Origin of the sequence: Variovorax ginsengisoli, from assembly GCF_030486595.1 — a bacterium.
Lineage (GTDB): Bacteria > Pseudomonadota > Gammaproteobacteria > Burkholderiales > Burkholderiaceae_C > Variovorax > Variovorax ginsengisoli_B.
The window spans coordinates 322431-344008 of sequence record NZ_JAUJZH010000001.1; the positions used below are offsets into that span (position 1 = coordinate 322431).

Here is a 21578-nt window from a genome sequence, read left to right on the forward strand (position 1 = left end):
TGCTTTCCTGTTCTGTTCGTTGTCGCTCAGACCGCCGCCACCGGCTTGGCGGCCGCATGCGGCTCCATGCCGGCATGCGCGTTGTTGCCGCTGCTCGTGAGCTCGACTTCGCGGTCGTGGATCTCGGCCAGCGCGCGCTTGTATTCGTTCGGGAACACCTTGACGAACTTGGTGCGCGAAACGGCCCAGTTGTCGAGCAGTTCGCGGGCGCGCTTGCTGCCGGTCCAGCGGTGATGGTCTTCGAGCAGCTTGCGCAGCTGCGCCTCGTCGGTCTCGCCCTCGTGCCAGACCTTGCGGTGCACGCTAGCGGTCTGCTCGGCCGAGGTCAGCACCTTGTCGAGCGACACCATCGACAGGTTGCAGCGCGAGGCGAACTGGCCGTCCTCGTCGTAGACGAAGGCGACGCCGCCGCTCATGCCGGCCGCGAAGTTGCGTCCGGTCTGGCCCAGCACCGCGACCGTGCCGCCGGTCATGTACTCGCAGCCATGGTCGCCGGTGCCTTCGACCACCGCGGTGGCGCCCGACAGCCGTACCGCGAAGCGCTCGCCGGCCACGCCGCAGAGGTAGGCCTCGCCGGTGGTCGCGCCATAGAGCGCGGTGTTGCCGACGATCGTGTTGCGCGCCGCCTCGCCGCGGAAGTCCAGGCTCGGGCGCACCACCACGCGGCCGCCCGACAGGCCCTTGCCGGTGTAGTCGTTGGCATCGCCGATCAGGTAGAGCGTGATGCCGCGCGCCAGGAAGGCGCCGAAGGACTGGCCGCCCGTGCCTTCGAGCTGGATGCGGATCGAATCGTCGGGCAGGCCCTGCGGATGCACCTTGGTCAGCGCGCCCGACAGCATGGCGCCGACCGAGCGGTTGACATTGCGCGCCACCTCGATGAACTGCACCTTCTCGCCCTTGTCGATGGCCGGGCGCGAACGCTCGATCAGCTTCACGTCCAGACTCTTCTCGAGGCCGTGGTCCTGGTTCTCGACATGGAAGCGCGGCACGTCGGCCGGCACGTTCGGCTGCGCGAACAGGCGGCTGAAGTCGAGCCCGCGGGCCTTCCAGTGCTCGATGCCGGTGCGGGTATCGAGCAGGTCGGAGCGGCCGATCAGGTCGTCGAACTTGCGAATGCCGAGCTGGGCCATGATCTGGCGCACTTCCTCGGCCACGAAGAAGAAGAAGTTGACCACGTGCTCGGGCTTGCCCGAGAACTTCTTGCGCAGCACCGGGTCTTGCGTCGCCACGCCCACCGGGCAGGTGTTCAGGTGGCACTTGCGCATCATGATGCAGCCTTCGACCACCAGCGGCGCGGTCGCGAAGCCGAACTCGTCGGCGCCGAGCAAGGCACCGATGGCGACGTCGCGGCCGGTCTTCATCTGGCCGTCGGCCTGCACCCGGATGCGGCCGCGCAGGCGGTTCAGCACCAGGGTCTGCTGGGTCTCGGCCAGGCCGATTTCCCACGGGCTGCCCGCGTGCTTGATCGACGACCACGGCGAGGCGCCGGTGCCGCCGTCGTGGCCGGCGATCACGACGTGGTCGCTCTTGCACTTGGCGACGCCTGCGGCGATCGTGCCGACGCCCACTTCGCTCACCAGCTTGACGCTGACGCTGGCATGCGGCGCGACATTCTTCAGGTCGTGGATCAGCTGCGCCAGATCCTCGATCGAGTAGATGTCGTGGTGCGGCGGCGGCGAGATCAGGCCCACGCCCGGCACCGAGTAGCGCATCTGGCCGATGTACTTCGTGACCTTGCCGCCGGGCAGCTGGCCGCCCTCGCCGGGCTTGGCGCCCTGCGCCATCTTGATCTGCACCTGGTCGGCGGACGACAGGTACTCGGCCGTGACGCCGAAGCGGCCCGAGGCCACCTGCTTGATCTTCGAACGCAGCGAGTCGCCGACCTGAAGCGGCAGATCGACCTCGACATTGGCCTCGCCGATCACGCTCTTGAGCGTGTCGCCCATCTTGATCGGGATGCCCTTGAGCTCGTTGCGGTAGCGCGCCGGATCTTCGCCGCCTTCGCCGGTGTTGCTCTTGCCGCCGATGCGGTTCATCGCCACCGCCAGGGTCGCGTGCGCCTCGGTGCTGATCGAGCCGAGCGACATCGCGCCGGTGGCGAAGCGCTTGACGATCTCGCTCGCGGGCTCGACCTCGTCGACGGGAATCGCCTTGGCCGGATCGATCTTGAACTCGAACAGGCCGCGCAGGGTGAGGTGCCGGCGGTTCTGGTCGTTGATCAGCTGCGCATATTCCTTGTAGGTGCTGAAGTTGTTGGCGCGCGTGCTGTGCTGCAGCTTGGCGATCGCGTCCGGCGTCCACATGTGCTCCTCACCGCGCGTGCGCCAGGCGTATTCGCCGCCGGCGTCGAGCATGTGGGCGAGCACCGGATCGTCGCTGAAGGCCGCCTTGTGCATGCGGATGCCTTCCTGGGCGATCTCGAACACGCCGATGCCCTGGACCCGGCTGGCGGTGCCCGTGAAGTACTTCTCGACCGTCTCGGTGTTCAGGCCGATGGCCTCGAACAGCTGGGCGCCGCAGTAGCTCATGTAGGTGCTGACACCCATCTTCGACATGATCTTCGACAGACCCTTGCCGACCGCCTTGACGTAGTTGTAGATGGCCTTGTCGGCGCTCAGGTCGCCGGAGAGGTCTTCATGCATCGCGGCCAGCGTTTCCATCGCCAGGTACGGGTGCACGGCTTCGGCGCCGTAGCCCGCGAGCACGCCGAAGTGATGCACTTCCCGCGCCGAGCCGGTCTCGACCACCAGGCCGGCGGTCGTGCGCAAGCCTTCGCGCACCAGGTACTGGTGGATCGCAGACAGCGCCAGCAGCGCCGGGATCGCGACCTGCGTCGGGCCGACGTTGCGGTCGCTGACGATCAGGATGTTGTGGCCGCCCTTGATCGCATCGACCGCCTCCGCGCACAGCGAGGCCAGCTTGGCTTCCACGCCTTCGTCGCCCCAGGCCAGCGGGTAGGTGATGTCGAGCGTATGGCTCTTGAACTTGCCCTGGGTGTACTTGCCGATGTCGCGCAGCTTCGCCATGTCGGCGAAGTCGAGGATCGGCTGGCTCACCTCGAGCCGCATCGGCGGGTTGACCTGGTTGATGTCGAGCAGGTTCGGCTTCGGGCCGATGAAGGACACCAGCGACATCACGATCGCCTCGCGGATCGGGTCGATCGGCGGGTTGGTCACTTGCGCGAACAACTGCTTGAAGTAGTTGTAGAGCGGCTTGTTCTTGTTCGACAGCACGGCCAGCGGGCTGTCGTTGCCCATCGAGCCGATGCCCTCCTCGCCGGCCGCGGCCATCGGGCTCATCAGGAACTTGATGTCTTCCTGGGTGTAGCCGAAGGCCTGCTGGCGATCGAGCAGGCTGACCTGGCTCGGCGGCGGCTGCACGGCCTCGGCCTCGACGCTGTCGAGCTTGATGCGCAGGTTCTCGATCCACTGCTTGTAAGGCTTGCTGTTGGCCAGCGTCGCCTTGACTTCCTCGTCGTCGATCATGCGGCCCTGCTCGAGGTCGATCAGGAACATCTTGCCGGGCTGCAGGCGCCACTTGCGGACGATCTTCTGCTCGGGCACCGGCAGCACGCCGGACTCGGAACCCATGATGACCAGGTCGTCGTCGGTCACGCAGTAGCGCGACGGGCGCAGGCCGTTGCGGTCGAGCGTGGCGCCGATCTGGCGGCCGTCGGTGAAGACGATCGAGGCCGGGCCGTCCCAGGGCTCGAGCATCGCGGCGTGGTACTCGTAGAACGCGCGGCGACGCGGGTCCATCGTCGCGTGCTGCTCCCAGGGCTCCGGAATCATCATCATCACGGCCTGGCTGATCGGATAGCCGGCCATCGTGAGCAACTCGAGACAGTTGTCGAAGGTGGCGGTGTCGGACTGGCCGGCGAAGCTGATCGGATAGAGCTTCTGCAGGTCGGCGCCCAGCACCGGCGAGGACATCACGCCTTCGCGCGCCTTCATCCAGTTGTAGTTGCCCTTGACCGTGTTGATTTCGCCGTTGTGGGCGACATAGCGGTACGGGTGGGCCAGCGGCCACTCGGGGAAGGTGTTGGTCGAGAAGCGCTGGTGCACCAGGCCCAGGGCCGAGACGCAGCGCTTGTCCTGCAGGTCGAGGTAGTAGGTACCGACCTGGTCGGCCAGCAGCAGGCCCTTGTAGACCACCGTGCGGCTCGACATGCTCGGCACGTAGTATTCCTTGCTGTGCTTGAGCTTCAGGCGCTGGATGTTGGCGCTGGCGGTCTTGCGGATCACGTAGAGCTTGCGCTCCAGCGCGTCCTGCACGATCACGTCGTTGCCACGGCCGATGAAGACCTGGCGCAGCAGCGGCTCCTTGGCGCGCACGTTGGGCGACATCGGCATTTCGCGGTTGACCGGCACGTCGCGCCAGCCCAGCAGCACCTGGCCTTCGACCTTGATGGCGCGTTCCATCTCCTGCTCGCAGGCCTCGCGCGAGGCGTGCTCCTTCGGCAGGAAGATCATGCCGACGCCGTACTCGCCGGGCGGCGGCAGGGTCACGCCCTGCTTGGCCATCTCTTCGCGATACAGCAGGTCGGGCAGCTGGATCAGGATGCCGGCGCCGTCGCCCATGAGCTTGTCGGCGCCCACTGCGCCGCGGTGGTCCAGATTCTCAAGAATCTTGAGGCCCTGCAACACGATGGCATGGCTCTTTTCGCCCTTGATGTGGGCCACGAAGCCGACGCCGCAGGCGTCGTGCTCGTCAGCGGCGGAATAAAGACCGTGTTCTTGGAGATGCTGGATCTCGGCAGCCGTCGTCATGGGCGTGCTCCTTCAGTTTTCGCAGGGAAAAGGAGCATATTGCTTTGCACAAATAATGCCAAATCCTTTAATTGGGGTCAGATTCCAATTTATTTCCGATAAATCTTGTCGACTTAAAATCGGGGACATATCAAAAAACATAGCAAATGATCGCGCATTGGCGCGAGATCAGGCACTTTGCGCTACGATTTTCGAGGCAGCGGCGGCCTGCCTGCGCGTGCCTTGACCGTGCGCCGACCTGTCGTTTTTTGTAACGAATCGACGAATTCAGGGTCGCCGGCGGCCCACCCGTGCAACGTCGCTTCGGTCAACAGCGCCTGCGCGGCGGCCGGAACGCCCGCGCGCACCATTTCGGCATAAGCGGCCTCGCGCGCGAAGGGCGTGTTGCCCAGCGTCCAGTAGAGGGGGTGCGGCGTCAGCAGCTTGTCGTGCACCAGGCCGGCATAGTGCCCGTGGCTCGACCACGGATGCTCGCGCGCCTCCGCCACCAGACCGGCGCGCACCGGATTCAGGTCGATGTAGGCCATGCAGGCGAACAGGTAGCGGTCGGTCTGGATCAGCGTCGACTTGTAGCGCCCCTCCCACAGGGTCCCGCTGCGCCCGTGCCGGTCGTTGAAGTAGCGCACGTAGCGCCGCCCCACGGCCTGCATCCATTGCGGCAGACCGTCGGCGGTCGACGGCGTGGCCAGCAGGTGGAAGTGGTTGTCCATCAGGACATAGGCGTGCAGCGCGATGCCGAATCGCGTGGCGTATTCGCCCAGCAGGCCGAGGAACATCTCGCGGTCGGCGCGATCCAGGAACACCGCCTGCCGGTTGTTGCCGCGCTGGATCACGTGGTGCGGCTGGCCGGCGAGCGTGAGGCGGGGCAGTCGTGCCATGGCGGAGGACGGCGCAGGAGGGTGACGGGCGGCGCGCCGGCTCAGGCCAGTCGGAAGCGCGTCTCGAGCAGCGATGTCAGGCCGAACTGCTCGAGCAGCTCGCGCAGCCGCTCGGCCGCGCTGGCTTTGCGCTGCCCGGTGCGGCGCGCGATGATGAGCTCGTTCTTCATGCTGTGCTCCCAGCCCACGAGCTCCGTCACCGTGACCTGGTAGCCGCTGGCTTCGAGGTACAGGCAGCGCAGCACGTTGGTGAGCTGGCTGCCGATCTCGCGCGTGTGCAGCGGATGGCGCCACAGCTCCGCCAGCGGCGTGCGGGACAGCGCCAGCGCCTTGGTCTCGCGCAGGCAGGCGGCGACCTCGGCCTGGCAGCAAGGCACCAGCACCATGAAGCGCGCCTGCTTGGCCAGCCCGAAGGCGATCGCGTCGTCGGTGGCCGTGTCGCAGGCATGGAGCGCGGTGACGACATCGATCCGCGGCGGCAGCTCCGCCGCGGTCGCGGATTCGGCCACCGTGAGATTGAGGAAAGCCATGCGGTCGAAGCCCAGCCGCGCGGCCAGCGCGCGCGATTTCTCGACCAGCTCGGCCCGGGTCTCGATGCCGTAGACATGGCCGGCGCCGCCCTGCTTGAAGAACAGGTCGTAGATGATGAAGCCGAGGTACGACTTGCCGGCGCCATGGTCGGCCAGCGACGCCTCGGCGCCTTCGCCGGGGACCTCGCGCAGCAGCTTCTCGATGAACTGGAACAGGTGGTAGACCTGCTTGAGCTTGCGCCGCGAATCCTGGTTCAGCCGGCCTTCACGCGTGAGGATGTGCAGTTCCTTCAGCAGTTCGACCGATTGTCCCGGCCGCAATTCGGCCAGCACTTCCGCCTCGGCCCTGGACGCCTTCGACGCCTTGTTCATGATGCACTCCCAGGCCCGACGTCGAGCGCGGCCCAACCGTCGGCGCCCAACGCTTCGAGCGTCTCGATGTTGCGGCCGAAGATCGCCTCGGCCTCCGGAAAGGCGTCCACCGCCCGGCTCACGCTGTCTTCGCGCAGCAGGTGCAGCGTGGGATGAGGCGCCCGGTTGGTGGCGTTGGTGATGTCGTCGGCCTCGGTGCCGCCGAACTGGAAGCGCGGGTGAAAACTCGCCAGCTGGAATATGCCGTCGAAGCCGGCGCGCGCCAGGCGCCGTTCGGCACGCCCCGTGAAATCGTTGAAGTCGAGGAAATCGGCCAGCGTGTTCGGTGCCATCAGCAGCGTGGTGTCGCGCTCCGACGCAGCGCTGGCCGCCAGCGCCCGGGCTTCGGCGAGCAGCGCGTCGATCAGTCCGGATTCGTCGCCCGCCAGGTAGACGGCATAGTGAACCTGGCCACGCACGTGCACGGCCTTGGCGAAGGGGCACAGGTTGAGCCCGATCACGGCGCGCTCGAGCCAGCGCCGGGTGTCGGCCTCGGCTTGCGCAGCGGAGATCGGAGCGCTTTCGATCATGCAGTGCCCCTCCTGGAGACCGGCCGCGCCAGCCGGGCCGCCAGGCCCAGGCCGGCCAGCGAGCACGACAGGGTGACGATCCAGGTCCATTGCCAGCCGCCCATGCGATGGGCCAGCCAGGCCACGACCGGCGGGGCGACGAACTGCCCGAACGACGAGGCCTGCTGCATCATGCCCACGGTGGTCGAGACCGTGGCGGGCCCAGGCGCCAGCCGCACGCTGAGCATGAACAAGGTCGCCGGCACCATGCCGCCGCCGAGTGAGAACAGGCAGACCGCCAGGTAGCGCAGGGCCGGCGGCAGGCTCCAGGCGGTCTCGGGCGCACCGATCCGCAGAAAGGCCGCGACGCTCGCGAGCGCCATCACGACGAAGCCCCAGCGCAGCAGCCGAACCGGTGGCAGCCCTTGCTGGAGCAGCCGGCCGCCGACCACGTTGCCGATGATGTTGAGGGCCGCGGCGAGCGCGGTCAGTGCCGCGTTCCAGCCGCTCGGGACGCCGGCGTCGACATAGATGGCCGGCAGGAATCCGATCACGGCGATCCATTGCGAGGAGTAGACCGCGAAAGCCAGCGCCAGCGTCCACGGACCGCCCGCACTCAGTGTGTCGCGCAGGCGAACGCCCCACCCCTCTGCCGAGCCGACGGACGCCACTCGGACGCGGGCGCCGTCGGCCGGCACCGCCAGCGCGACCCAGACGGCCGCGCAGGCCGAAGCCGCCGCCAGGGCGCACCACCAACCGGGCCAGCCGGACTGGGCGATCAGCGCCGGCCCGACCAGCAGCGCCAATGCCACGCCGAGCGGCATGTAGGCCCCCCAGAGTCCGATGGCGGCCTTGTCGGCACCCACCGGCGCGACGGCACGGATCAGTCCCGGCCCTGGCATCACGGCCAACAGGAAGCCGACCCCCTCGAGCGCCCGCAGCGCGAGCAGCCAGGCAAAGGCCTGCGCCGGATCGTCGACCCAGACGCCGACACCGCCACCGGCCGCACTGGCGACGGCGAGCAGCGCCAGTCCGGCCAGCATGCTGCGTCGAAGACCGATGGCGTCGGCCATCAACCCGACACCCAGGCCCAGGCTCATGCCGGCGACCTGCACCAGCGATAGCAGGAAACCCGCCTGCACCAGCCCGATGGCCAGGCTGGCCTGCAAGGCGGGCACCGCCGGCGGCAGCTTGCCGATATGCAGCGCCGCGGCGACGCCGCCGGCGACCACCGCGAGCGCGGCGACCGGAATCCCGGGACGGGTCGCAAGGGGGCTCATGGCACCCACCGCTGCCCCGTAAGGCGCTCGTACTCCCGGATCGCGAACCGATCGGTCATGCCGGCGATGTAGTCCGCCACGCCGCGCTGCCGGTCGTCGCGACGGGCGAAGGTCTCGGGCATTTCCGCCGGCGCCGCCAGGTAGGCATCGAACAGCGCACGCACCACGCCCTGCGCCTGTTCGGCGGTCTGCACCACTTGCGGATGGCGGTACAGATTGCGAAACAGGAAGCGCTTGAGCGCCGTGGATTCGGCCCGCATCCCGGCACTGAAAAGCACCAGCGGGTCGCTTCGCCGGACCGCGTCGGCGTCGGCCGGCGCGGCCGCTTCGAGCGCGCCCCGCGTGGCGTCGATGACGTCGTAGACCTGGGCGCTCAGCATGCGGCGGATCGTCTCGTAGAGCACCCGCCGCCCTTCCAGCCCCGGGTGCTCGGCCAAGGCCTCGCGCCGGTGGCGATCGAACAGGTCGACCTCGCCCAGGAGCTCGATGCTGATCAAGCCCGACCTGACGCCGTCGTCGATGTCGTGGGCGTTGTAGGCGATCTCGTCGGCCAGGTTGCACAGTTGCGCTTCCAGGCCGGGCTGGGTCCGGTCGCAGAAGCGCCGCCCCACCCCACCGGGCTCCGCGGCCTCGATCCGCTCGGCATTGGCGCGCGAACAGTGCTTGAGGATGCCTTCGCGAGTCTCGAAGCTCAGGTTGAGGCCGTCGTATTGCGGATATCGGTGCTCGAGTTCGTCGACCACGCGCAGGCTCTGCAGGTTGTGCTCGAAGCCGCCATGCGCCTGCATGCAGGCGTCGAGCGCATCCTGTCCGGCATGGCCGAAGGGGGTGTGGCCGAGGTCGTGGGCCAGCGCGATCGCCTCGACCAGGTCTTCATTGAGCCGCAGCGCCCGCGCGATCGAACGTCCGAGCTGCGCGACCTCGAGCGAGTGCGTCAGGCGGGTGCGAAACAGATCACCCTCATGGTTCAGGAACACCTGGGTCTTGTAGACCAGGCGCCGGAAGGCGGTCGAGTGCACGATGCGGTCGCGGTCGCGCTGGAAGTCGTCGCGGGTCGGCGCCGGCGCCTCGGCATGACGCCGGCCGCGCGAGCGGGCCGGATCGCTGGCGTAGGGCGCGAGGCTCATCGGAAGAAGCCCGGCAAGATCAAGCGGCGCAGCACTGCGCCAGGACTTCGCGCACCATGGCATCGGGCGCGCCGCGCACGACCGCCGAACCGGGCTTGTCGAGCACCACGAAGCGGATTTCGCCGGCCTCGGATTTCTTGTCGACCCGCATCAGTTCCAGGTAGCGCTCGGCGCCCAGGGCGGGCGCGACCACCGGCAGGCCGGCACGCCGCACCAGCGCGGTCAGCCGCTCGACGAAGGCGGCATCGATGCCGCCGAGACGCGCCGACAGCTGCGCCGCCAGGACCATGCCGCAGCCGACCGCCTCGCCGTGCAGCCATTCGCCATAGCCGAGCCCGGACTCGATCGCATGGCCGAAGGTATGGCCGAAATTGAGGATCGCGCGCAGGCCGGCTTCGCGTTCGTCCTGGCCCACGACCTCGGCCTTGATTTCGCAGCTGCGCTTGACCGCATGCGCCAGCGCCGCGGGCTCGCGGGCGATCAGCGCATCGATGTGGGCCTCGATCCAGGCCAGGAAGTCCAGGTCGTAGATCGGCCCGTACTTGATGACCTCGGCCAGCCCGGCGCTGAGCTCGCGCGGCGGCAGGCTGGCCAGCGTCGCCAGGTCGCACAACACCAGCTTCGGCTGGTAGAAGGCGCCGATCATGTTCTTGCCCAGGGGGTGGTTGATCGCGGTCTTGCCGCCGACCGACGAATCGACCTGCGCCAGCAGCGTCGTCGGCACCTGCACGAAGGGCACGCCCCGCATGTAGCTGGCGGCGGCGAATCCGGTCATGTCGCCCACCACGCCGCCGCCCAGCGCGAACAGCACCGTCTTGCGATCGGCACCGCGGGCCAGCAGGGCGTCGAAGACCCGGTTCAGGGTCTGCCAGTCCTTGTGCGCCTCGCCATCGGGCAGCTCGAGCACGTGCACCTCGCGGTAGCGGCCGGCCAGCGCCTCGCGCAGGGTGGCCGCATAGAGCGGCGCCACGGTGGTGTTGGTGACGATCAGGGCGCTGGCGGCCGAAGGGGCGGCCGCGAAGCTGCGCGGATCGCCCAGCAGGTCGCTGCCGATCAGGATCTGGTAGCTGCGCTCGCCGAGCTGGATCTCGACGCGTTCGGGAGGGACTGGCAATGGCATCCCCCGAGTTTAGGTGCATGCGGCGGCGCGGGTCCGGGCCCGGCCCCGGAGGCCGGTCAGTCCGTCAGCGGGCCTGGGTCGGGGGGCACCACCACGCCGGCGAGTTCCAGCTGCATCACGATGATGTTGACCACCACCGAGATCGACGGTCGGCCGGTCTCGACGGTTTCGTGGGCGGTCTCGCGGTAGAGGGGGTCGCGCGCGTCATGGAGCTCGCGCAGCCGGCCCAGCGGATCGGCCACCTGCAGCAGCGGACGCTTGACGTCGTGGCGCAGCCGGCGGAACAGGTCCTCGGGCAACGAGCGCAGGTAGAGCACATGGAAGCCGGCCCGCAGGGCCTGCCGATTGGCCTCGCGCAAGACGCAGCCGCCACCGGTGGCGACCACCCCGCGGGGCGCCGCGGCCAGCTCGGCAATGACGGATTGCTCGACATCCCGGAAACTGGCCTCTCCTTCGCGCTCGAAATAGTCGCGGATCGAGCAACCGATCCGCTCCTCGATCAAGTGATCGCTGTCGACGAAGGGAAGTTGAAGTCGCTGCGCAAGGCGCCGGCCAATCGCGGATTTGCCGGCGCCGGGCAAGCCGACGAGTGCGACCGCCATGCAAAGCTGCGAACGCCGCGCGTCAGCGCGCAGCGTTGCGGTCGGTGATCATTTTCGGGGTGATGAAGACGAGCATTTCAGTTTTGTTGGCAGTGCGAGTGCGCGTCCGGAACAGCGCCCCGAGGTAGGGCACCTCACCAAGCACCGGGATGCGCGATTCGTCGTTGGCTTCGGTGAGCTCGAAGATACCACCGATGACGACCGTGCCGCCGTTTTCGACCAGCACCTCGGTCTGCACGTGCTTGGTGTTGATCGCGAAACCGGCGGTGGTCGGCTGACCCACCGTGTCCTTGTTGACGTCCAGCGTCAGGATGATGTTGCCCTCGGGCGTGATCTGCGGCGTCACCTCGAGCTTCAGGTTGGCCTTGCGGAAGGCGATCGAGGTGGCGCCGCTGGAAGTCGCGACCTGGTAGGGCAGCTCGGTGCCCTGCTCGATGAGCGCCTTGGTCTGGTCGGCGGTCACGACGCGCGGGCTCGACACCACCTTGCCCTTGCCGTCGGCTTCGAGGGCCGAGATCTCGAGGTTCAGGATGCGCGAGAGGCTCGAATTGAACAGCGAGACCGCAAAGGTGCCCGGCGCATTGCCGTTGCCGGAGACACCGGTCGACGGCAGGTTGACGAAATTGCTGCCCGTCGGGGTCGAGATCAGGTTCGGCGGCGTCGTAGCGGTCCCCGGGATGAAGGTCGTCGGCCCGATCGCGTTGTTGTTGTTCAGCGCGCCGCCACCGAGGCGCACGCCCAGCGACTTGCCGAAGGTGTCGGACGCCTCGACGATGCGGGCCTCGATCAGCACCTGGCGCACCGGGATGTCCAGCTTCTGGATCAGTTCGGCCACCTGCACCAGCCGCGACGGGATGTCCGAGACGAACAGCTGGTTGGTGCGGGCTTCGGCGATCACGCTGCCGCGCGGGCTCAGGATACGGGTGGTGCTGCTGCCGCCTCCGCCGCCGCTGGAAGCGCCGGTGCCGGTCAGGCCCTGGGCGATCTGGATCGCCTTGGTGTAGTTGAGCTGGAACGACTGGGTGCGCAGCGGCTCGAGGTTCTGGATCGCGGCCTGGGCCTCGAACTCCATCTTTTCCTTGGCGTTGATCTCGTCCTTCGGTGCGATCCAGAGCACGCTGCCGTTCTTGCGCATGCCCAGGTTCTTGGCCTGCAGGATGATGTCGAGCGCCTGGTCCCAGGGCACGTCCTTCAGGCGCAGGGTCAGCGAACCCGTCACCGAGTCGGAGGTCACGATGTTGAAGTTGGTGAAGTCGGCGATCACCTGCAGCAGCGAGCGCACTTCGATGTTCTGGAAGTTCAGCGACAGCTTTTCGCCGTTGTAGCCGACGCCCTGCGTCAGCTTGGTCGGATCGATCTTGCGCGGACGCACTTCGACCACGAACTGGTTCTCGCTCTGGTAGGCGCTGTGCTCCCACTCACCGCGCGGCTCGATCACCATCCGGACACGGTCGCCGACCTGCTGGGTGGTCACGAGCTGAACCGGGGTGCCGAAGTCGGAGACGTCGAGGCGGCGGCGCAGGCCTTCGGGCAGGGTCGACTTGGTGAACTCGACCACCAGGTTCTTGCCCTGCTGGCGAATGTCGACGCCGACCTGGTTGTTGGCGAGGTCGACAATCACTCGGCCGGTGTTGTCGCTGCCCAGGCGGAAATCGACATCGCGCAGCGGCAGCATGTCGCGGTTGCGGTTCTCGGCGAATGCGGACGGCGTCGAAGCGGCCAGTGCGGCCCCCGCGACCGGTTCCAGCGAGACCAGCAGGGACTTGCCCTGGATCTCGGTCTTGTAGGCGGTGGCCTGCTTCAGGTTCAGGACCAGGCGCGTGCGATCGCCGGCCTGGACCACGTTGACCGAGCGCAAGTTGCCCTGGTTGACCTCGATCGCGTTGCGGCCGATGGCGTTGGTCACGCCCGGAAAATCAAGCGCGACACGGGCCGGCGACTGGATCGCGAAGCCGGTCGGCGCCGCGGCCAGCGGCTGGGTGAAGTCGACCCGGATCACCTCGGCACCGGACTGCATCGAACTCGTGACCGATTCGATCGCGTTCTGCGCATGAACGACTGCCGCGGCACCGAAGGCCACGATCGCGGCACCGGCCACGCGCAGCCACTGCGCAAGCATAGATTTTTGTTGGTTCATTTCGCCTTCTCTTGCAACTGCAGCGTCGCCACGCGTTCGATCCATTCACCGGCAGCGTCCTGCACGATTTCACGCAAGCCGAGTTCGGTTTCGCTGATACGGGTGATGCGCCCGTAGTTGAGTCCCAGATAGTTGCCGACCCGCACCTGGTAGAGCAGCTTGTCGACGCTGATCAGCGCCACCGGCTGGCCATTGCGGCTCAGGCTGCCGACCATCGCCATCGAGTCGAGCGGGAAGGCCTCGAGCGCTTCCTTGCGACGCGCCAGTTCTGGCGCGATCAGGCCCGAGGTGCTGGGCTGGGCCGAGTCCCGGCGCAGCGCCTGCGTCAGCTTCTGAATGTTGAACGGGTCGAAGGCCGCGGCCTCGGTGTACGCCTGCGGCGTGAACTTCTTCGGTTCGGTGATCGGCGGCACGCTGGGCTTGACCTGCGCGCGCTGTTCGGCCATCCAGCGCTGGAGGTCTTCCTGCTCCGAGCCGAAGCAGCCGGTCAACCCGACGGCTGCGACCGCGATCCATAGAAAGCTGAGCGTTCTCATTTCTTCTTGGCCCCCGCAGCCGCGGCGGCTGCGCGCTTCTGCGCCGCCTGCTCTTCCTCGTCGAGATAGCGGTAGGTGCGCGCCGTGGCGTCCATGACCAGCACCCCGTCTTTCTGCGGCGCCACCGAGAGGTTGTTCAGCGTCACGATCCGCGACAGGTTCGCGATGTCGGCGGCGAAGGCACCCATGTCGTGGTAGCGGCCGGTCACGCGCACGGCGATCGGGAGCTCGGCGTAGTAGTCCTTGACCGAAATCTGACCCGGACGGAACAGCTCGAACTGGAGGCTGCGACCCAGGCCGGCCTGGTTGATGTCCGACAGCAGCGCATCCATCTCGGCCTTGCTGGGCAGTTGCTTCTCGAGCAGGGTGACGTATTGCTGCACCTGCTCGCGCTGCTTCTTGAGCAGATCGAGGTTGGCGGCCTGCGCCACCTTCTTCTGGTAGTCGGCCCTGAGGGTGACTTCCTTGGCGCGCTCGGCATCGAGCTCGTCGTTCGAGTTGGTGAGCCAGACGAACCACAGCGCCGCCAGCACTGCCGCGACCACGGCGACGCACAGGGCGTAGCGCGGCACCGGCGGCCAGACCGACGGATCGTTGGGGTTCAGCCCCTGGAACTGCTGGTTGAAGCGGCGCAGGGCCAGTGCGAGGTCGAACCTCTCGGAAGGGCGTTTCTTTGCCATGAGCGCTTACCCCTTCGCCTTGATGGCCGCGGGCGCGCCGGCGGGTGGTTTCTGGGCGTCGGTCGGCCGCTTGAGGCCGATGCGCATCCTGAAGTTGGCGACGCGCCGCTGGTCGCGCGCACTCAGGCTCACCGTCGCCGAAGTGATCTCGATGAGCTCGGGCTTGACCAGCCACGGGCTGCTGTTGCCCAGGTTGCGCAGCAGCTCGGAGACCCGCTCGTTCGACTGCGCCATGCCCTGCAGCGTGACGGTCTGGTTTTCCTGCTTCATGCTGGTGATGTAGACCCCGTCGGGCAGCTGCCGGACCAGCTCGTTGAGGAGGTGAACGGGCAGGTTGCGGTCGCCTTGCAGGTCTTCGACTGCCGTCTGGCGGGCGCGCAAGGCGGCGATCTCGGCCTGCAGCGTGGAAATCTCCTTGATTTCCGTCTCGAGTTTGGTGATCTCGGTTTTCAGTAGCGTGTTCTTCGCCTGCTGGTTGGAGATCTGGGCCTGGAACCAGAGGAAGGCGGTGACCGCGATGAGCCCGCCCAGCACCGCGGAAAGACCCAGCGTGGCATAGAAGGTCTCGCGACGGCGCTTGCGCGCGGCTTCGCGGTGCGGAAGCAGATTGATCAGGATCACTGCAGGAACCTCCGCATCGCGAGGCCGCAGGACGTCAGGTAGGAGGCCGCTTCGCGCCGCACCTTCTTCTCGCGGATGCCGCTGCCGATTTCCATGCCTTCGAACGGGTTGACCAGCGAGCAGGCGAACGAAGTCTGGCGCGTGACCGCGCTCGTGAGGCCGGGCAGGCCCGCCGATCCGCCGGCCAGCAGAACATAGTCGACGCGGTTGTGCGGCGTGCTGGTGAAGAAGAACTGCAGCGCCCGGGCGATTTCCTGCGCGATGCTGGCCACGAAGGGCTTGAGCACGCCGGCCGCGTAGTCGTCGGGCAGTTCGCCGCTGCGCTTCTTGGCCTCGGCCTCCTCGGCCGAGAAGCCGTACTGGCGAACGATCAACTGGGTCAGCTGGGCGCCGCCGAAAGCCTGGTCACGGTCATACAGCACTTCCTGGTTGCGCAGCACCTGCATGCTGGTGGTGAAGGCACCGACCTCGAACAGCGCGACCACGGCATCCTGGCCCTGACCGGGCAGTTGCTCGATCAGGCGCGCCGTCGCCAGCCGGGAGGCATAGGACTCGACGTCGAGGATCACCGCCTTGAGACCCGAGGCCTCGGCCAGGCCTTGGCGGTCCTGCACCTTTTCCTTGCGGGAGGCGGCGATCAGCACCTCGACGTCGCCGGCCGAGTTGGCACTCTGCCCGATGACGCAGAAATCGAGGCTCACCTCGTCCAGCGAGAACGGGATGTACTGGTTGGCTTCCGACTCGACCTGGATCTCGAGCTCCTGCTCGCTCATGCCGCCGGGCAGGATGATCTTCTTGGTGATCACGGCCGACGGCGGCAGGGCCAGCGCGACATTCTTGGTGCGGGTGCCGCTCTTGCGGACCACGCGCCGCACGGCCTCAGCGACTTCGTCGAACTTCTCGACATTGCCGTCGGTTATCCAGCCGCGTTCGAGGGGCTCGATCGCACAGCGCTCGAGCACCAGCTTGCCGCTCGCGTCACGGCCGAGCTCGACCAGCTTGACGCTGGACGAACTGACGTCGAGCCCGAGCAGAGGCGCGGGCTGGCGGCGAAACAACGATCCGAGAGCAGTCAAGTTCGATCCCATCCGTTTGTAACGATTGGAAATAATTGCGAGTGGTTGCATGCTAGCAGCAAGGTGCAAGCCAATCCAAGCGCCGAATCCCCAGTGAGTGAGCAATCGTTGTCAAAAGTCGACGTAACAGTTCGGAACTGCAACTTGCGTCACAAATAAGAGTACTTGGGTCCTAACTGCTACCGCGGGCGCCGTCCTACGGCGGCGCGTTTTTATAATGCGCTCAGACTCCAACAGCCTCAATGCCCGAAAACTCTCGACCCAAAGGGCCTGCGAAGGCTCCCGTTCCCAAACGCCCGGCCTGGCTGAAATGGTTGCTTCGCCTGATCCTGTGGAGCCTCGGCCTCGTGGTGGCCGGCACGGTCGCGCTGATCTGCGTGATCGCGGTCGCGCTGGCGGTCGCCTACCCCAACCTGCCTGACATCTCCGAACTCGCCGACTACCGTCCCAAGCTGCCGCTGCGGGTGTTTTCGGCCGAAGGGATCCTGATCGGCGAGTTCGGCGAAGAGCGCCGCAACCTGACGCCGATCGCGACCATCCCGAAGATCATGAAGGATGCGGTGCTGGCCGCCGAGGACGCCCGCTTCTACGAGCACGGCGGCGTCGACTACAAGGGCATGCTGCGGGCCGGCATGGCCAACATGAACCGGGCCAAGAGCCAGGGCGCGTCGACCATCACGATGCAGGTGGCGCGCAACGTCTATCTCAGCTCCGAGAAGACGCTGACCCGCAAGATCTACGAAGTGCTGCTGACTTTCAAGCTCGAGCACCTGCTGAGCAAGGACCAGATCCTCGAGATCTACCTGAACCAGATCTACCTGGGCAACCGCGCCTACGGCTTCGCGGCCGCCTCCGAGGCCTATTTCGGCAAGCCGCTGTCGGACATCACGATCGCCCAGGCGGCGATGCTCGCCGGCCTGCCGAAGGCACCGGGCGCCAACAACCCGGTCAACAACCCGGCCCGGGCCCGCGGTCGCCAGCTGTACGTGATCGATCGCATGCAAGAGGCCGGCTTCATCAACGCCGACCAGGCCGCCCAGGCCCGCAAGGAGGAACTGCACCTGCGCGACGCCGCCGACCCGACGCGGCTGCACGCCGAGTACGTGGCCGAGACCGTGCGCCAGCTGATGTACGCGCAGTACGGCGACAGCACCTACACGCGCGGGCTGAAGGTCTACACCACGCTGGTCGCGGCCGACCAGGCGGCGGCCTACCGTGCGCTGCGGCGCGGAATCATGGACTACGAGCGGCGCCAGATCTACCGCGGCCCCGAGAAATTCGTCGACCTTCCGAACGACCCCAAGGAGCTCGACGAAGCAGTCGACGACGCGTTGGCCGACCACCCCGACAACGGCGACGTCATGTCGGCCGTGGTGCTGAAGGCGAACGCCAAGGAGATCCAGGCGGTGCGCGGCAACGGCGACGCGGTCCAGATCACCGGCGACGGCCTGAAGCCGGCACAGTCCGGGCTGTCGGACAAGGCACCGCCCAACATCCGGATCCGGCGCGGCGCCGTGATCCGGGTCGTGAAGACCCCGAAGGGCGCCTGGGAAATCACCCAGCTGCCCGAGGTGGAAGGCGCTTTCGTTGCCATGGATCCGCGCGACGGCGCCGTCAAGGCGATGATCGGCGGCTTCGACTTCGACAAGAACAAGTTCAATCACGTCACGCAGGCTTGGCGGCAGCCGGGCTCGAGCTTCAAGCCCTTCATCTATTCGGCCGCGCTCGAGAAGGGCTTCACGCCCAGCACCGTGATCAACGATGCGCCGCTCTTCTTCGACGCCGGCACCACCGGCGGCCAGCCCTGGGAGCCGAAGAACTACGACGGCACCTTCGAAGGCCCGATGTCGATGCGCCGGGCGCTGATGAAGTCGAAGAACATGGTGTCGATCCGCATCCTGCAATCGATCGGCACCCGCTACGCCCAGGATTGGGTCACCAACTTCGGCTTCGAACGCGAGAAGCACCCGGCCTACCTGCCTATGGCGCTGGGTGCGGGCTCGGTGACGCCGATGCAGATGGCGACCGCGTACTCGGTGTTCGCCAACGGCGGCTATCGCGTCAACCCCTATCTCGTGACCCGGGTGACCGACCATAAGGACAAGGTGCTGGTCGACAAGCAGCCGCCGCTGCTCAACGAGACCCTGCGTGCGGTGCCGCAGCGCAACGCCTTCCTGATGGCCAGCCTGCTGCAGTCGGTGGCCAGCGGGGGCACCGCGGCCAAGGCGCAGGCGACTCTCAAGCGGACCGACATCTACGGCAAGACCGGGACCACCAACGACTCGCTCGATGCCTGGTTCGCGGGCTTCCAGCCCACCATGGCGGCGGTCGCCTGGATGGGCTACGACACGCCGCGCAAGCTGGGCGACCGCGAGACCGGCGGCGGGCTGAGCCTGCCGATCTGGATCAACTTCATGGAGACCGCGATCAAGGGCGTGCCGGTGGCCGAGGTGCCGGCGCCGCCGGGCGTGGTCAATGTCGGCGGCGAGTGGTACTACGACGACTACGCGCCAGGCCGCGGCGTCGCCAGCCTGGGGGTTGACAGCGGACCGACGCAGCCGGCGGAGGCGATCGCGGCACCGCCGATCAGCGCGCCGGCGCCGGTCGAGGAGCGCAGCCGGATCCTGGACCTCTTCAGGAATTAGGCTCGCCCCCAGGTTGCCCCTCACTTCGTGTGGGGCGCCCACCCCCTGCCGGGGGCAACACCAGCGGCCTGGCAAAGCCAGTTCCGCGGTGTTTCACCAACGGGCCGGGCTGCGCCGGCCGAGGGAGATCGTTACGCCGTCTCGCTCAGCCGGCGATGAACTGGAGCGGCTGGCCTGATTGCCGGGTCGCCTCACGCGACAGGTTGTCGAAGAATTCCTCGCCGGTCTTGGTGTCGACCCAGGCGCGGCCGTCGTGCCGGTAGTGGTAGCCGCCGGAACGCGCGGCGAGCCAGATCTCTTGCAGGGGCTTCTGCAGGTTGACGATCAGCTGGCTGCCGTTGCCGAAGATGATCGTGATCATTCCCCCGACGCGCTGGTTGTCGATGTCGACGTCGCTCTCGTCGTTGATGCGGTCGCAGCTTCGCTCGATCGCTGCCAGTGCGGCTTCAGCGCGGTCCATGTATTCGGGGTCGGTCATTACAATTTCGCCATGTTGAATGTTCGTCAAATTCTAGTGAGCGCCTTAGGCCTCGCGCTCGTCGGGGTCGGCCTGACGGCCTGCGGCCAGAAGGGCTCGCTGTACCTGCCCACCGATCCGCTCGCCAAGGAACGCACCACGCTGCCCGGCCTGCTGCTGCCCACGCCGCCCGCCAGCGCCGCCGGCGATGCCCCGGCCAAGCCGCCGGCAGCCGCCAGCAGCGCCCCCGCAGGAGCCAGCCAGTGAACGCCGCCACCGCCGCACGGCTCCCGGGCCATCCCCACATCGCGCGCCAGGACGGCGCCCTGCAGGTCGAAGGCCGGCCGCTCGCCGAACTGGCGCAGAAATACGGCACCCCCCTGTTCGTCTACTCGAAGCAGTGGATGCTCGACGCCCTCGCCGCCTACCAGCGCGGCTTCGCAGGCCGCGATGCGATGGTCTGCTACGCGATCAAGGCCAATTCCTCACTGGGCGTGCTGCGGGTCTTCGCCGAGGCCGGCTGCGGCTTCGACATTGTCTCCGGCGGAGAACTGGCGCGGGTGCTGGCCGCCGGCGCCGATCCGGCCAAGGTGATCTTCTCGGGCGTCGGCAAGACCCGGGCCGAGATGCGCGAAGCGCTGGCGGCCGGCATCGGCTGCTTCAACGTCGAAAGCGAAGCCGAACTCGACGTGCTGAATGCCGTCGCGCTCAAGGACGACCGCCGCGCGCCGGTCAGCATCCGCATCAATCCGAACGTCGATCCGAAGACGCACCCCTACATCTCGACCGGACTCAAGGGCAACAAGTTCGGCGTCGCGCACGATCGCGCGGTCGCGATCTACCGGCATGCGGCTGCCCTGAAGGGCCTGAAGGTGGTTGGAATCGACTGCCACATCGGCTCCCAGATCACCGACGCCTCGCCCTACCTCGAGGCGCTCGAGCGCGTGCTCGACCTCGTCGAGGCGATCGAGGCGGCCGGCGTGCCGCTGCACCATCTCGACTTCGGCGGCGGCCTGGGCATCGATTACAACGGCGACACCCCGCCCGCCGCCGATGCGCTCTGGCAGCAGTTGGTCACGCGGCTCGATGCCCGCGGCTTCGGCCAGCGCCGGCTGATCGTCGAGCCGGGCCGCTCGCTGGTCGGCAATGCGGGGGTCTGCGTGACCGAGGTGCTCTATCTCAAGCCCGGCGAGGAAAAGAACTTCTGCATCGTCGATGCGGCGATGAACGACCTGCCGCGACCCGCGATGTACCAGGCCTTCCACCAGATCGTCCCGCTCGCTGAACGCGCCGGCGCCGCCGCCACCTATGACGTGGTCGGCCCGGTCTGCGAAAGCGGCGACTGGATCGGCCGCGACCGCGCGCTGCAGGTCCAGTCGGGCGACCTGCTCGCGGTCCTGTCCGCCGGGGCCTACTGCATGGCCATGGCCAGCAACTACAACACGCGCGGGCGCGCGGCCGAGGTGCTGGTGAGCGGCAAGACGGCGACGCTGATCCGCCGCCGCGAAAGCATCGACGATCAACTGGCAAGCGAACGTTTCAGCGACTGAGCGGGGCCCGGGGCGCCGCGGCCAGTGGCCGCGGCAGCTTGTTGTTCTTGTTGCGCGCGAAGTTCCACACGCGCCAGCCGAGCAGCACGGCGATGATCCCGGCGTAGACGAAAACTTCGGCGAAGTTGTTCTTGCCGGCCCGCATCCAGAAGAAGTGCAGCAGGCCCAGCGCGGCGATGCCGTAGACCAGCTTGTGCAACGCCTGCCAGCGCTTCGCGCCCAGCGCCTTGATGGCGCGGTTGAACGAGGTCGCGGCCAGCGGCGTCAGCAGCACGAAGGCCGAGAAACCGACCAGGATGAACGGTCGCTTGGCGATGTCCTTGGCGATGTCGGCCATCTCGAAACCCATGTCGAACCAGCTGTAGCTCAGCAGGTGCACCACGACATAGAAGTAGGCGAACAGCCCCAGCATGCGCCGAAAGCGCGCCAGCGCGTTCGCCTTGGCGATGACGCGCAAGGGCGTCACGGCCAGCACGATGCAGATGAAGCGCAAGGTCCAGTCGCCGGTGGAGCGGATCAGGTACTCGGCCGGGTTGGCGCCGAGGCCGTCGGTCAGCGCGCCGTAGAACAGCCAGGCGAAGGGCAGCAGGCAGAGCACGAACACCACCGGCTTGGCGGCCGGGTGCATCAGCAGCTTGTTCATGGGTGAT

18 protein-coding genes are annotated in these 21578 nt (G+C 67.4%); 3 read left to right on the forward strand and 15 right to left on the reverse strand.

The window, feature by feature from the left end; translation table 11 throughout:
- Nucleotides 1–26: 26 nt before the first annotated feature.
- The 13 genes from QZH52_RS01625 to QZH52_RS01685 all read right to left on the reverse strand — a co-directional run bounded on the left by QZH52_RS01625 (nucleotide 27) and on the right by QZH52_RS01685 (nucleotide 16276).
- Nucleotides 27–4769: a glutamate synthase-related protein gene (locus tag QZH52_RS01625; RefSeq protein ID WP_301802807.1), complete on the reverse strand. Its 4743-nt coding sequence runs from the start codon at nucleotides 4767–4769 to the stop codon at nucleotides 27–29.
- 182 nt (nucleotides 4770–4951) lie between these two features.
- A complete protein-coding gene (locus QZH52_RS01630; RefSeq protein WP_301802809.1) occupies nucleotides 4952–5647 on the reverse strand; it encodes a transposase in 696 nt (231 codons plus the stop codon).
- Between the two features lie 41 nt (nucleotides 5648–5688).
- Nucleotides 5689–6549, reverse strand: a complete 861-nt coding sequence (locus QZH52_RS01635) for a class I SAM-dependent methyltransferase (protein WP_301802811.1) — start codon at nucleotides 6547–6549, stop codon at nucleotides 5689–5691.
- Entirely contained in the window at nucleotides 6546–7118 is a 573-nt protein-coding gene (locus QZH52_RS01640) for a DUF1415 domain-containing protein (RefSeq protein ID WP_301802816.1), read from the reverse strand. Before QZH52_RS01640 ends, QZH52_RS01635 begins: the two co-directional genes overlap by 4 nt.
- Complete coding sequence (locus tag QZH52_RS01645; protein WP_301802819.1) at nucleotides 7115–8377, reverse strand: MFS transporter; 1263 nt, start codon at nucleotides 8375–8377, stop codon at nucleotides 7115–7117. The genes QZH52_RS01640 and QZH52_RS01645 overlap by 4 nt, the downstream gene beginning before the upstream one ends.
- Nucleotides 8374–9504: a deoxyguanosinetriphosphate triphosphohydrolase gene (locus QZH52_RS01650; RefSeq protein WP_301802821.1), complete on the reverse strand. Its 1131-nt coding sequence runs from the start codon at nucleotides 9502–9504 to the stop codon at nucleotides 8374–8376. Before QZH52_RS01650 ends, QZH52_RS01645 begins: the two co-directional genes overlap by 4 nt.
- A 19-nt stretch (nucleotides 9505–9523) precedes the next feature.
- Nucleotides 9524–10624 carry a 3-dehydroquinate synthase gene (gene aroB / locus QZH52_RS01655; RefSeq protein WP_286536323.1) on the reverse strand — a complete coding sequence of 367 codons (1101 nt, stop codon included), beginning with the start codon at nucleotides 10622–10624 and terminating at the stop codon, nucleotides 9524–9526.
- A gap of 56 nt (nucleotides 10625–10680) precedes the next feature.
- Nucleotides 10681–11226, reverse strand: coding sequence for a shikimate kinase (locus tag QZH52_RS01660; protein WP_301802827.1), 546 nt, complete (start codon nucleotides 11224–11226; stop codon nucleotides 10681–10683).
- A gap of 22 nt (nucleotides 11227–11248) precedes the next feature.
- A complete protein-coding gene (locus QZH52_RS01665; RefSeq protein ID WP_301802829.1) occupies nucleotides 11249–13363 on the reverse strand; it encodes a type IV pilus secretin PilQ in 2115 nt (704 codons plus the stop codon).
- Nucleotides 13360–13899 carry a pilus assembly protein PilP gene (locus QZH52_RS01670; RefSeq protein ID WP_286523512.1) on the reverse strand — a complete coding sequence of 180 codons (540 nt, stop codon included), beginning with the start codon at nucleotides 13897–13899 and terminating at the stop codon, nucleotides 13360–13362. Before QZH52_RS01670 ends, QZH52_RS01665 begins: the two co-directional genes overlap by 4 nt.
- A complete protein-coding gene (locus tag QZH52_RS01675; protein ID WP_301802834.1) occupies nucleotides 13896–14579 on the reverse strand; it encodes a type IV pilus inner membrane component PilO in 684 nt (227 codons plus the stop codon). Before QZH52_RS01675 ends, QZH52_RS01670 begins: the two co-directional genes overlap by 4 nt.
- A 6-nt stretch (nucleotides 14580–14585) precedes the next feature.
- Nucleotides 14586–15200: a PilN domain-containing protein gene (locus QZH52_RS01680; RefSeq protein WP_301802837.1), complete on the reverse strand. Its 615-nt coding sequence runs from the start codon at nucleotides 15198–15200 to the stop codon at nucleotides 14586–14588.
- The gene (locus QZH52_RS01685) at nucleotides 15197–16276 is read right to left on the reverse strand and encodes a pilus assembly protein PilM (protein ID WP_301802839.1); all 1080 of its coding nucleotides are present in this window, start codon (nucleotides 16274–16276) and stop codon (nucleotides 15197–15199) included. Before QZH52_RS01685 ends, QZH52_RS01680 begins: the two co-directional genes overlap by 4 nt.
- Before the next feature lie 242 nt (nucleotides 16277–16518).
- Here QZH52_RS01685 and QZH52_RS01690 point away from each other — a divergent pair, with 242 nt between their 5' ends.
- A complete protein-coding gene (locus tag QZH52_RS01690; RefSeq protein WP_286536329.1) occupies nucleotides 16519–18921 on the forward strand; it encodes a penicillin-binding protein 1A in 2403 nt (800 codons plus the stop codon).
- Nucleotides 18922–19066: 145 nt separating this feature from the next.
- Here the strand turns inward: QZH52_RS01690 and cyaY are convergent, their stop codons facing one another.
- Nucleotides 19067–19399 carry an iron donor protein CyaY gene (gene cyaY, locus QZH52_RS01695; protein WP_286536330.1) on the reverse strand — a complete coding sequence of 111 codons (333 nt, stop codon included), beginning with the start codon at nucleotides 19397–19399 and terminating at the stop codon, nucleotides 19067–19069.
- A gap of 36 nt (nucleotides 19400–19435) precedes the next feature.
- Between cyaY and lptM the strand changes: the two genes are divergently transcribed.
- Complete coding sequence (lptM, locus tag QZH52_RS01700; RefSeq protein WP_301802845.1) at nucleotides 19436–19645, forward strand: LPS translocon maturation chaperone LptM; 210 nt, start codon at nucleotides 19436–19438, stop codon at nucleotides 19643–19645.
- Nucleotides 19642–20928 carry a diaminopimelate decarboxylase gene (gene lysA, locus QZH52_RS01705; protein WP_301802847.1) on the forward strand — a complete coding sequence of 429 codons (1287 nt, stop codon included), beginning with the start codon at nucleotides 19642–19644 and terminating at the stop codon, nucleotides 20926–20928. Before lptM ends, lysA begins: the two co-directional genes overlap by 4 nt.
- Here lysA and msrQ read toward each other — a convergent pair.
- On the reverse strand, nucleotides 20918–21571 hold the full coding sequence (gene msrQ, locus QZH52_RS01710) for a protein-methionine-sulfoxide reductase heme-binding subunit MsrQ (protein ID WP_301802849.1): 654 nt from the start codon (nucleotides 21569–21571) through the stop codon (nucleotides 20918–20920). The two genes, lysA and msrQ, sit on opposite strands and share 11 nt — an antisense overlap.
- Between the last annotated feature and the right edge of the window lie 7 nt (nucleotides 21572–21578).